11 protein-coding genes are annotated in these 11321 nt (G+C 60.9%); 6 read left to right on the top strand and 5 right to left on the bottom strand.

The features are described 5' to 3' along the window. Nucleotides 1-51: 51 nt before the first annotated feature. Entirely contained in the window at nt 52-1419 is a 1368-nt protein-coding gene (locus AB7951_RS27755; protein ID WP_120287703.1) for an MFS transporter, read from the top strand. Nucleotides 1420-1462: 43 nt separating this feature from the next. Here the strand turns inward: AB7951_RS27755 and AB7951_RS27750 are convergent, their stop codons facing one another. Both AB7951_RS27750 and AB7951_RS27745 read right to left on the bottom strand, forming a co-directional pair. Further along, complete coding sequence (locus AB7951_RS27750; protein WP_439062041.1) at nt 1463-2344, bottom strand: methylated-DNA--[protein]-cysteine S-methyltransferase; 882 nt, start codon at nt 2342-2344, stop codon at nt 1463-1465. 81 nt (nt 2345-2425) lie between these two features. Beyond that, nucleotides 2426-2944, bottom strand: coding sequence for a DUF2244 domain-containing protein (locus AB7951_RS27745; RefSeq protein WP_120287704.1), 519 nt, complete (start codon nt 2942-2944; stop codon nt 2426-2428). A 22-nt stretch (nt 2945-2966) separates the two neighbouring features. Between AB7951_RS27745 and nth the strand changes: the two genes are divergently transcribed. Next, nucleotides 2967-3743, top strand: a complete 777-nt coding sequence (gene nth / locus AB7951_RS27740; RefSeq protein WP_120287705.1) for an endonuclease III — start codon at nt 2967-2969, stop codon at nt 3741-3743. On the opposite strand, the gene AB7951_RS27735 is transcribed toward nth, so the two are convergent. Beyond that, on the bottom strand, nt 3740-4492 hold the full coding sequence (locus AB7951_RS27735; protein ID WP_120287706.1) for a sulfate transporter family protein: 753 nt from the start codon (nt 4490-4492) through the stop codon (nt 3740-3742). The genes nth and AB7951_RS27735 overlap by 4 nt on opposite strands. A gap of 140 nt (nt 4493-4632) precedes the next feature. Between AB7951_RS27735 and AB7951_RS27730 the strand changes: the two genes are divergently transcribed. From AB7951_RS27730 to AB7951_RS27720, 3 genes are read left to right on the top strand one after another with little or no spacing between them, the layout of a single operon-like run. Beyond that, nucleotides 4633-6015, top strand: coding sequence for an ABC transporter substrate-binding protein (locus AB7951_RS27730; RefSeq protein ID WP_089263039.1), 1383 nt, complete (start codon nt 4633-4635; stop codon nt 6013-6015). A 53-nt stretch (nt 6016-6068) separates the two neighbouring features. Continuing rightward, nucleotides 6069-6947: a carbohydrate ABC transporter permease gene (locus AB7951_RS27725; protein ID WP_089263663.1), complete on the top strand. Its 879-nt coding sequence runs from the start codon at nt 6069-6071 to the stop codon at nt 6945-6947. Nucleotides 6948-6960: 13 nt separating this feature from the next. Continuing rightward, entirely contained in the window at nt 6961-7812 is an 852-nt protein-coding gene (locus AB7951_RS27720) for a carbohydrate ABC transporter permease (protein WP_068730277.1), read from the top strand. A gap of 9 nt (nt 7813-7821) precedes the next feature. On the opposite strand, the gene AB7951_RS27715 is transcribed toward AB7951_RS27720, so the two are convergent. After that, nucleotides 7822-8709, bottom strand: coding sequence for a YiiX/YebB-like N1pC/P60 family cysteine hydrolase (locus AB7951_RS27715; RefSeq protein WP_120287707.1), 888 nt, complete (start codon nt 8707-8709; stop codon nt 7822-7824). A gap of 194 nt (nt 8710-8903) precedes the next feature. Between AB7951_RS27715 and AB7951_RS27710 the strand changes: the two genes are divergently transcribed. After that, the gene (locus AB7951_RS27710) at nt 8904-10307 is read left to right on the top strand and encodes a flavin monoamine oxidase family protein (RefSeq protein WP_120287708.1); all 1404 of its coding nucleotides are present in this window, start codon (nt 8904-8906) and stop codon (nt 10305-10307) included. Between the two features lie 25 nt (nt 10308-10332). Here AB7951_RS27710 and AB7951_RS27705 read toward each other — a convergent pair whose 3' ends face one another. After that, nucleotides 10333-11280 carry an MBL fold metallo-hydrolase gene (locus AB7951_RS27705; protein WP_441256099.1) on the bottom strand — a complete coding sequence of 316 codons (948 nt, stop codon included), beginning with the start codon at nt 11278-11280 and terminating at the stop codon, nt 10333-10335. Nucleotides 11281-11321: the final 41 nt, after the last annotated feature.

Below are 11321 nucleotides of genomic sequence, written 5' to 3'. Positions count from 1 at the left end.
CCACAGAGGGACGGCGCCAATCGATATGGAAACAAACAGGGAGAGACGACGATGCCGACATCAGTAAATGCGGGCGGCCGGTTGGACCGGCTGCCGATCGGACCGTTCCACTACCGCATCATGACGTTGATCGGGATTGGAATGTTCTTCGACGGCTTTGACATCTATATCGCAGGAACAGTGCTGGGCGTGACGCTCAAGAGCGGCTTCTCGACGCTCGCGGAGAATGCGCTGTTCATTTCGGCGACGTTCTTCGGAATGATGCTCGGCTCGTTCGGCACCGGCTTTCTCGGCGATCGCTACGGCCGTCGGTTCTCCTACCAGTTCAATCTGCTGCTGTTCGGCGTGGCATCGCTTGCGGCGGCATTCGCACCAAACATGACCATCCTGATCCTGTGCCGCTTCGTGATGGGTCTTGGGCTCGGTGCCGAAAACGTGGTCGGCTACTCGACGATGACCGAGTTCGTTCCCGCGCGTTCGCGGGGCAAGTATCTGGGGCTGATGGCCGTCTGCGTCGTCAGTGGCCTGCCGGTGGCGCTACTGGTGGCCTCGTTCGTGGTACCGATGTTCGGATGGCGCGCCATGTTCGTGCTCGGCGGCATCGGTGCGCTGGTGGTCTGGTACATGCGCAAGAACCTGCCGGAGTCGCCGCGCTGGCTCGAGGCCGTCGGCCGCCGCGAGGAGGCAGAGGCGCTCATGCAGAAGATCGAGAGTGAGGCCGCCCAAGGCAAGCCGCTGCCGCCGGTGACCACGGTCTCGACCGTGCAGGCGTCCGGCCAGCTGTCGTCGCTATTCGCGCCCCCACTGTTGTCGCGCATGATCGTCGGTTCGATCTGCCTGATCACCATCAACACATTGCTGTATGGCTTCGTGACCTGGCTGCCGGTGTTCTTCATCAAACAGGGATTGAGTGTCGCCACGTCGTTCAGTTACTCGCTACTGATGGCGCTGGGTGCTCCGGTCGGCTCGGCCATCGGCGCGCTGACGGCCGACCGTTGGGGCCGCAAGCCGACCATCATCGGTTCGTCGCTGATCGCGGTGGTGTTGGGCATCATCTATCCGATGATTTCCGATCCGCTTCTGCTGCCAGCGGTCGGTTTCGCGCTCACGATCCCGATCTATGTGCTGGTTGCGTTGCTGTTCGGCATCTATATCCCCGAACTGTTCCCCACCGAAGTGCGCTTGCGGGCGTCGGGGATCGTCAACACGCTGGGGCGCGGCGCAACCATCGTGACGCCGTTCTTGGTGGTGACCCTGTTCGAGGCGCGCGGCGTTGCGGGCGTAATGGCGCTGATGATCGGATTGCTGGTGCTGCAGATCATCACGGTGTGGGCGTTCGGCATTGAGCCACGGAACCGCAGCCTTGAAGAAATGAAGACCGACGAATCCTCAGCGCCCGTGCTGAAGGAAGCGTCCTAGTCATTCAGTCCAATGGGCCGCAGGAAACTGCGGCCCATTGCTGCTAATTCGCTCCCACCTGTCCGGCTTCCCAGCCGATCATGGCCTGCTTCCGTGTAATGCCCCAATGATAACCCGTCAGCGCGCCGGATTTACCGAGCGCGCGATGGCACGGCACCACGAAGGAAATCGGGTTCTTGCCCACGGCCGCGCCGACGGCGCGTGCGGCCTTCGGGTTGTCGATCTTGCAGGCGATATCCGAATAGCTGACCGCACGACCCATCGGGATCTTCAGCAGCGTTTCCCAGACGCGGACTTCGAAATCCGTCCCGATCAACACCACCCGCAGCGGCTGGTCCGGGCGCCACAGCTTGCTGTCGAAGATGCGCTGCGCCAGTCCGGCCGTGCCGGGAGTGTCCTCAATCAATGTGGCCGCCGGCCAGCGCCGGCTCATGTCGGCGAAAGCGCGCTGTTCGTCGCCCGGATCGGAGAAAGCGAGACCCGCAAGGCCGCGGTCGCTGGCGATCACGATCGCGGTGCCGAACGGTGAGGGATGGAAGCCGTAGCGCAACTCCATGCCGGCGCCGCCGGTTTTCCATTCTCCGGGTGACATCGCTTCATGGGTTACGAAGAGATCGTGCAGCCGGCCCGGGCCGGAAAGGCCTGAGTCGAGCGCGGCGTCGAGCACGCTGGCGGAATCGCGCAGCAGGTGCTTGGCGTGGTCGAGCGTTAGCGCCTGCATGAACGCTTTCGGAGTCAGTCCCGCCCAGCGGCGGAACAGGTGATGCAACTCGTCCGGCGTCACGCTCGCGGCATCCGCCACGGCCTCGATGTTCGGCTGGTCCCGCCACTGTGAGTGCATGAAGCCGATGGCACGGCGCACGGAATCGTAATCGCGCAGGGCCGCGTCGCGCTGGCCCGGCTTGATCGGGCGATGCTCAGTCATCGCTAGGTCTCTGGCAAGATTCATCATGATATTGATGTAGGCCTGCCCCGGCGCGCAAACCACCCGTTTCCCGATGGATCATCAGCTCACCGGATTATAGGTCTGGCCGCGTTTGGCGACCTGGAGCGCTTCCATCAAGGCTTTGATGAAGCTCGCCTTTTCCTCCGCGCCGAGGAACCGTGCGATCGACACCCGACGGCCGCGCGACACCAGAAAAAGCTGCTCGATGCCGAATTCGGCGTGGCACACCTGATCGATGTGCACCCAGAGTGGATTGAATGCCCATTCCACGACGTCGCCTGATGGGCTGACCCGGCGCACACGGATTTCCGACGGCGTGACCGTGATCTCTTCGGTGGCCCTGGCGCGTCTGTCGTAGACTTTGAAGGCGATATAGATCGCCAGCAGGTCGAGGCCGAAAAAGCCGAGCACCGGCCAGGCGCCCATCAACAGGAAGGCCATCCCCGCGCCGAACGAGACCATGCTGATGAAACCCATGAGCACGAGGAAGCCCTTGCGACCCAGCGCGTGATGCGGACGCAGCAGCGCGCTGAACAGCATCGGTTCCTGCGAGACGTCAAAGTCGTTGCCTGATGTCATGGTCCCTCAGTATATCCCTTTGATGCCGAAAATCACCCGCAAGCTCGCCGCCAGCGCAAAGTCCAGTCCTGCAAAGAAGGTTGTAGCGAAAGCGGTAAAGGCGCCTGCGAAGAAGGTCGCCAAGCCGAAGCCCATCAAGCTGAAACCCATCAAGTTGAAGCCTTGGACCAAAGCCCAGGTCCATGAAGCCTTCTCGCGCTTCCGCAAGGCTAATCCCGAGCCCAAGGGCGAGCTCGAACATCTCAACCCCTACACATTGCTGGTCGCAGTGGTGTTGTCCGCGCAGGCGACTGACGCCGGCGTCAACAAGGCGACGCGCGCGCTGTTTCCTATCGCCGATACACCGCAGAAAATGATTGATCTCGGCGAAGAGACGGTGCGGGACTATATCAAGACCATCGGCCTCTATCGCACCAAGGCGAAGAACGTTATCGCGCTGTCGGAAAAGCTGATCCGCGAATTCGGCGGCGTCGTGCCGCGCACCCGCGCCGAAATCGAGTCGTTACCGGGGGCGGGGCGCAAGACCGCCAATGTCGTGCTCAACATGGCGTTTGGCGAGCACACGATGGCTGTGGACACCCATGTCTTCCGCGTCGGCAATCGCACCAACATGGCGCCGGGCAAGAACGTGCTCGACGTGGAGCTGGAGCTGGAGCGCGTGATCCCCGACGAGTTCATGCTGCATGCTCATCATTGGCTGATCCTGCACGGCCGCTATACGTGTCTCGCGCGCAAGCCGCGCTGCGAGGTGTGTCTGATCAACGATCTGTGCCAGTGGCCGGAGAAGACGGTGGTCTAGGCGACCGGCATCTTCGTTACGCAACCCGGCTCGATCAGCTCCGGTCGCGGCCCGCTCAATCGCTTGTGCATATGGACCATGAAGGTCATGCCGAACAGCGGTGTGGCCAGGTTGACGATCGGGATCGAGACGAAGGCTGCGATGAATAGCCCGGCGGTGAACACCGTCGCCGCATGCTGCTTGCGCATCGCCTTGGCGTCCGCCGGCGAGCGGAACCGCATGGCGGCCAGCTCGAAATATTCACGGCCGAGCAGCCAGGCTGTCGCGATGAAGAAGACGACGAAACCAATACCGGCGAAGAATACGAAGGGCAGCGCGATCAGATAGACCGCGATGGTCAGCAGCGCCGTCTTGCCGCCTTCGGTGATAGCGAGCCCGAACGGCAATGCGACGCCGACCCGCTCCGCGGGATAGTGCTCGCGCTCGACGATATCGGCAACATCATCGACGAACACGCTGGCGACCAGTGACGTAATCGCCGGCATCAGAAAGATTGCGCCGGCGACGACGCCGAGACCGGCGGCAATCGACAAGATCCAGGACAACACATTGATCATCGTGTGGTAGTCCGACCCGATCGTGCTTTCGGCCCAGACGCCGCCCGAAGTGGCAGCCCAGTTCAACAACCGCTGCATGCCGATTGCCAGGACAGTGATTAAAACCAGGGCAAGTCCGATCGACTTCCACAGGATGCTGCGCATCGGCGGTGAAAGAATTTGCGATAGCGCCTTGGCGGCAGCGACAAGCATCCGATTTTCTCCTTGCAATCACGAAGACGTAACCCTTGCGAAGTTGTCAGACAAGTGCAGCGCAGCATCGACTTCTTCACTGGACGGATAAATAGAAAGAGGTAGTCTCAAGAAAAACAATCATCAGGGAGGACGACGTCTTGATCACCAAGGGTACCCGTGCGCTTGTTTTCGCCACTGCCGCTTCCGGCTTGTTTCTGACCGCAGCGCCCGCCTTCGCGCAGCAAAGCATCACCGTCTGGTTCAGCAAGGGATTTTATAAGTCTGAAGATGAATCGCTGCTGGCGGCGATCAAGAAGTTCGAAGACAAAACCAAGATCAAGGTCGAACTCTCGCAATATGCCATTCAGGACATGATCCCGAAGACCGTGGCCGCGCTGGATTCCGGCACGCCGCCAGATGTCGCCTATGCCGACACCTACGATGTGCAGGCATCCGGCAAATGGGCCTTCGAAGGCAAGCTGGAAGATATCACCGACATCCTAAAGCCGATGATGGATAAATTCGCGCCGAATACGGTCGAGACGGCCTATCTGATGAACGGCCAGACCAAGAAGAAGGCGTATTACGGCTTTCCGCTGAAGCAGCAGTCGATGCATGTGGAGATCTGGAGCGATCTGCTCGAGCAGGCCGGCTACAAGATCAGCGATATTCCCAAGGACTGGAAGGGCTACTGGTCGTTCTGGTGCGATAAGGTCCAGCCGGCCTATCGCAAGGCATCAGGCAGCCGTGCCTATGGTGTCGGCCAGCCGATGGGCGTGGAGTCCACGGACTCGCTGCAGTCATTCTACACCTTCATGGATGCCTATAACGTCAAGTTGGTGGACGACGATGGCAAGCTTCTGGTGGACGACCCCAAGGTCAAGGAAGGTCTGATCGGCGCGCTCAGGGACTATACCGACACCTATATCAAGGGCTGCACGCCGCCATCCTCGACGACGTGGAAGGACCCCGACAACAATGTCGCCTTCCACAACAAGAGCATCATCATGACCCACAACTTCACGATTTCGATCGCGGCGAAGTGGTTCGAGGATTCGCAGAACCAGACGTTGACGCCGGAGCAGCGCGCTGCCGGCAAGAAGGCCTATGAAGAGACGATCGTCACGGCATCGTTCCCGCTGAAGCCGGACGGCACGCCGATCAAGTATCGCTCAGACGTGAAGACGGGGATGATCTTCTCGCAGTCGAAGAACAAGGCGGGCGCCAAGGAGTTCGTCAAGTTCCTGATGGAAGAAGAAAACCTTGGCCCCTATGTCGAAGGTGCGCTGGGTCGCTGGTTCCCGGTGACCAAGGCCGGACAGGCAAGCCCGTTCTGGCAGGCCGACAAGCATCGCAAGGCGGTCTACACCCAGTTCACGGGAGGCACCTCGTCGTTCGATTTCGTGAAGAACTACAAGTTCACGATCCTCAATAACGAGAACGTCTGGGCCAAGGCGATGAACCGCGTGGTCAGCGAGAAGGTGCCGGTCGAGAAGGCCGTCGATGAGTTGATCGCCCGCATCAAGGAAATCGCGGGTTAGTCCGAGACAAAGCCGGCCGCCCCTCGCGGCCGGCTTTTGCAATGGTGTACAGCATGGCCACGATCACCTATCCCGCTCCCGCCGATACGCTGCCACGCCGGCCATGGTCGGCCCGCCTGACGACGCCGCAGGTCTGGGGCGTCGTGATGATCGCGCCCTATCTGCTCGTGTTCGCCGCCTTCGTGGTCTATCCGATCGGTTATGGCTTGTGGCTGGCGCGGCACCCGGCGAGTTACGTCGCGCTCTATAACGATCCGGTATTCGCGCGCGCCGTCGTCAACACGCTGATCTTCCTGATTATCGGCATCAATGTGAAGATGCTGATCGCTCTGTTTCTGTCCGGCTTCTTCGTGCAGTCACGGACATGGATACGCTGGCTGTCGGTACTGTTCATCCTGCCTTGGGCGGTGCCGTCGATCCCGACCATCCTGTCGGTGCGCTTCATGTTCAATCCCGAATGGGGCGTGATCAATAATCTGATCTTCAAGTTTACTGGCGAGGATGGGCCCAACTGGCTGAACGATCCCGCTATCGGCCTGACGCTGGCGATCATGGTCCACATCTGGAAGTCGCTGCCGTTCTGGACGCTGATCCTGATGACAGGACGTCTGGCAATCTCGACGGACATGTTCGAGGCCGCCGATGTGGACGGCGCCAGCTGGTGGCAGAAATTCCGCTTCATCACCTGGCCATCGATGCAGACGCTGTATCTCACCTGCACGCTGCTTTCGATGATCTGGACGCTCGGCGACTTCAACAGCGTCTATCTGTTGACGGGAGGCGGGCCAGCCGATCTCACTCATGTTCTGTCTACATTGGGGATTCGCTATCTCCGCCTCGATCAGCTCGACATGTCGATGGCATCCATCGTTTGCGCGATGCCGCTTGTGCTGCCGCTGGTCTATTTCATGATGAAACGGCTCTCTCGATGAAGAGGTTCACCCGATGAGAGTGCCAACGCTACGAGAGGTCGGCACCGAAGCGCGACTGTTGTTGATTGGCATTCCCGTGCTGATCTGGACGCTGATTCCCATTTATCACATGTTCCTGTTCGCGATCTCGCCGAAGCAGGATGCATTCGCGGGCAAGTTGTGGCCCGACCATCCGACGCTGAACAATTTCAGAATCGTGTTCAATCAGCAGCACTATTTCCTGCGCGATTTCTGGGCGCAGTTCCTGAACTCGGTCGTCATCGCGGTGGCGGTCGGTGCGCTGACGCTGGTGATTGCGACATCGGCGGCCTTTGCGATCAGTCGCCTGCGCGTCCGCGGCGGCCGAACGGTGATGAACATGGCGCTGTTCACCTATTTCATTCCCGCCGCATTCCTCGCTGTGCCAATGTATCGCACCATGGGCAATTACGGCCTGCTCAACAATCACTGGTCGCTGATCCTGGCGATGGTGACCATTGCTTCGCCCTATGCGATCTGGGTGCTCAAGCAGGCGTCCGACAAGCTGCCGCTCGAGCTCGACGAAGCCGCCATCATGGATGGCGCGACGCCGCTGCAACTGTTTCGGATGGTCTATGTGCCGCTGATGTTGCCATCGCTGGTCGCGATCGGGACCTATGCGCTGCTGCTCGCCTGGAACGAATATCTCTACGCCTTCCTGCTGCTGTCCAAGGATACCGAGATCACGCTACCCGTCGCGCTCGGCAACTTCCTGGCCGCTGATGACTCGCCCTGGGAATTGCTGATGACCACGGGCTTTATTTACGCGCTACCACCAGCTGCAGTCTATTACGCCTTCCGGCGCTACATGGTCGGCGGACTCACAGCGGGCGCGGTCAAGTCTTGAAGTGGCGGATCAGGCGATTAGCCTGATCCGAGGCCTGCTCACGTCTTCGTCAGCCACTTCCGCTTCCGTGTCAGTCGTCTCAGGAATGAGCGTCGGCGTGCCGAAGACGTCCGGAAATGGATCGAAAGTGCCCGCCACCTCCCGGAGCGGCTTTTGTTTGTCGGCCCAATGCAATGCCGTGTAGTCGAATCCGAGTTCAATGGTGGGCTTCACCACTTCGAAATAGGGCGAGATATCGAAATCCCTGGGCATATACAGCGATGAATCGCGGATGTGCAGAATCTCGCGACGGGCCTGGCGGCTACCGGCGCGGGTGATTTTCGGCAGAATCGGATAGCGCACGGCATCGAAAGCCTGCGCGATCAATGCCGAGCAGATGATCTTGGTGGGATCGCCGGAGCCGAAAGCGATCATGCGCCGCCGCCAGCGCTGCGGTATTGGCAGCGGGATCAGGAAGCGCATCAGGTCGAGAATGTTCTTGGTGTCGTAACCAAAGCCAATCCGGTTGATGGCGTAGCGACACACAGTGGTGCGGTCCTCGTAGGACAGACCGACCGGGCGGCACAGGCGGGTGTGGAACGGATAATATTTCGACAGCGGTGCCGAGGTGACACCTTCGCCGATATTGGCCTCGATCAGCACATGCGGCTCGCCGTTCGGCTCTGCAGCACCATCGATTGGGCCGACATAGAGCGCGGCATGCGACCAGGTCGATTGCGTGAGATATTTGATGATGCCGGAGACGCGGTTGTTGCCTTCGACCAGCAGCACGTCACCTTCCTCGATGATACCGCGCAGGCGTTCGGGGTCGCTCGGCGTGAAAGGCTCGTAGCCGGGCAGTTCCTTCTGCAGATATTTCGCGATCAGTTTCCCGACCGTATCGAGCATGAGGCCCATGATCGTGACTCCCCCAGCGCGGTTCATGTCGACCGCTTTCCCTGGCTCCATCATGGTCGAGAGCCATTGCAATTTGGTTCATGCCCGCGCGGCGCTGGTGACAATTCATTCACCACGACGGTTGCCGCACACCCTCGAATACGGCAAGGTTCGCGAGACGTTCTCATGCATCATAAAATTTCGGAAACCATGTCATGACGATTTCACGCCGAGATTTCCTGTCGGCGTCCGCAGCATTGACACTTGTGCCGCTGTTCGGCGCAAGGACATTGGCCGCGTCGCTGCCGCGGGATGCTGACATTGTCGTGATTGGCGCGGGCGCTGCGGGCATCGCTGCGGCGCGTCGCATCCAGGCGGCCAATCGCAAGGTGATCGTGGTCGAGGCCTCCAGCCGGATTGGCGGACGGTGCATGACAGACGCGACAAGTTTCGACGCCCCGTTCGATCGCGGCGCGCGCTGGCTGCACACGCCGGAAACCAACGCAGTGGTGAAGCTTGCCCGGCCGGTGGGAATCGATGTCGCGCCATCGCCGCCGAGTCAGAAGCTGCGCATCGGCCGTCGTAATGCCCGCGCCGGCGAGACCGAGGAATTGCTCGCCGCGGTCGTGCGGGCCAATCGCGCCATCGACGAGGCAGCGCGCCGCGCCGACATCTCCTGCGCCGCGGCGCTGCCGAAGGATCTCGGGGACTGGGCGGGCACGATCGATTTCGTGCTCGGAGCCTATGCGACCGGCAAGGACCTCAAGGATCTCTCGACGCTGGATCTTTCGCGCGCGCAGGATCGCGCCATCGATGTTGCCACGCGCCAGGGGCTCGGGGCGTTGATGGGTAAGCTCGGCGAGGCCGTTCCGGTGGCGCTGTCGACCCCTGCGACGCGCGTGACCTGGAGCGGACGCGACATCGGCGTTGAGACGGCGTCAGGGCGCATTGCGGCGCGGGCGGTGATCATCACCGCATCAAGCAATGTGTTGTCGTCGGGGACAATCAAGTTCACGCCGGAACTGCCAAAGCGGCAGCTCGACGCGGCGGCAAAACTCAGCCTCGGCAGCTATGACCGTATCGCGCTACAGTTTACTGGCAATCCGCTCGGGCTGGGTCGCGATGAGCTGATGGTCGAGCAAAGCACGAGCACACGTACCGGTGCACTGTTTGCGAACATTGGCGGGTCATCGCTGTGTACCGTCGATGTCGCGGGCGCATTCGGCCGCGACCTTGCAACTCAGGGCGAGGCCGCGATGGTGGCTTTCGCCGTTGAATGGCTGACGAAGCTGTTCGGCTCCGATATCAAACCGGCGATCAAGCGTTCTGCAACGACGCGCTGGGATACGATGCCATTCGTGCTCGGAGCCATGTCGGGGGCCGCACCGGGTGGCCAGGCCTCGCGCCGCGTATTGGCTGAGCCTATGGGCAATCTGTTCCTTGCCGGCGAAGCCACGCACGAAACATTGTGGGGCACGGTCGATGGCGCATGGGAAAGCGGCGAGCGCGCAGCAGAGGCGGCGCTCAAGAAGATCGGCGCAATGAAAGAGCCGGAACCAGACAAGCCGGTGCGGACGAAGCAGCGGCGTCAGCGGTCGAGCGGAGCGGGGTTGGAGTAGCCGCGACGTGAGGCTGCTATTGGCGCTACACCGGTAGCGCCAGCTGCATCAGATCTTTGGCCACGATGATCTTGCCGGAAAAATTCTTTCGCACGCCCGAGATCCAGTCCTCGTCGGTGACTTCGGGATCGTCGCCCGGCACGAAGTGGCTGAGCACCAGCACCTTCACGCCAGCCGCGGCGGCGATGCGGCCGACATCCTCGGTGGTGGTGTGGCTTTCCATCAAATGCTTTTTCAGCGTTGCGCCGTTCTTCGTCTTGATCACCAGCCGGGCAACAGCGGGCACGTAAAGTGCCTCATGCACCAGCACGTCCGCTCCCTTGGCGAACTCTGCTAGCCTCGGGTTGTAGGCGGTGTCGCTGGAGAACACGATGACGCCGTCAGGCGTCTCGAATTTGTAGGCGAAGCTGTCGACGATCGGCGGATGCGGAGTGCGAAACGCTGTCACCTTGACGTCGGCGGTCTGCAGCACCACGCCATCCTCGGTGATATCCTTGGCAACGAGCAACGGCCGCGGATCGGGGCGGCCTTCATCTTCGATGCGGGTATCAACGTCGAATTTGTTCAACTCCCAGTAAGTCCGGGTCATTGCCTCGATGTCCTTGGGACCAAACGAGTGGATCGGCGTCGAGAGGCCTGCGGCCCAAGCATTGTAGAACAAGTTGCCGTATTCCAGATTGTGATCGGAATGGTGGTGGCTGATGAAGATATACTTCACCGAGGGAAGCGGCACGCCGGCATTGACCAGTTGCCGGCTGACGCCCATGCCGCAATCGATCACGAATGGCGTGTCGTTGACGACAACGAGGTTGGCGGGATTGGATGCACCGACGCCGACGCGTGGGCCGCCCTTGGTGCCGAGAAATATGATCCTGGTGCGCGGTTTTGCTGGCGTCTGCGCCAGCGCGGGGCGCGCCGCGAGGACCATGGCGCCGGCAGCGGCAAACTTCAGCATGTCGCGACGATCGATCATGGTCTTCTCCCGTTGTTCTTGAATTGGAGAGACCCTAGCGC

It is taken from the genome of Tardiphaga sp. 285_C5_N1_2 (genome assembly GCF_052076065.1).
Taxonomy (GTDB): Bacteria; Pseudomonadota; Alphaproteobacteria; order Rhizobiales; family Xanthobacteraceae; genus Tardiphaga; species Tardiphaga robiniae.
Note: the sequence above shows the minus strand (reverse complement) of the source record. Positions and strands in the feature narration are given on the sequence as shown.

Bases quoted from the DNA above. Each gene is read 5' to 3' on its own strand.
- AB7951_RS27705 (WP_441256099.1), bottom strand. From the start codon at position 11,280: ATGATCGATCGTCGCGACATGCTGAAGTTTGCCGCTGCCGGCGCCATG.
- AB7951_RS27710 (WP_120287708.1), top strand. From the start codon at position 8,904: ATGACGATTTCACGCCGAGATTTCCTGTCGGCGTCCGCAGCATTGACA.
- AB7951_RS27725 (WP_089263663.1), top strand. From the start codon at position 6,069: ATGGCCACGATCACCTATCCCGCTCCCGCCGATACGCTGCCACGCCGG.
- AB7951_RS27750 (WP_439062041.1), bottom strand. From the start codon at position 2,344: ATGACTGAGCATCGCCCGATCAAGCCGGGCCAGCGCGACGCGGCCCTG.
- AB7951_RS27755 (WP_120287703.1), top strand. From the start codon at position 52: ATGCCGACATCAGTAAATGCGGGCGGCCGGTTGGACCGGCTGCCGATC.
- AB7951_RS27735 (WP_120287706.1), bottom strand. From the start codon at position 4,492: ATGCTTGTCGCTGCCGCCAAGGCGCTATCGCAAATTCTTTCACCGCCG.
- AB7951_RS27720 (WP_068730277.1), top strand. From the start codon at position 6,961: ATGAGAGTGCCAACGCTACGAGAGGTCGGCACCGAAGCGCGACTGTTG.
- AB7951_RS27745 (WP_120287704.1), bottom strand. From the start codon at position 2,944: ATGACATCAGGCAACGACTTTGACGTCTCGCAGGAACCGATGCTGTTC.
- AB7951_RS27715 (WP_120287707.1), bottom strand. From the start codon at position 8,709: ATGGGCCTCATGCTCGATACGGTCGGGAAACTGATCGCGAAATATCTG.
- nth (WP_120287705.1), top strand. From the start codon at position 2,967: ATGCCGAAAATCACCCGCAAGCTCGCCGCCAGCGCAAAGTCCAGTCCT.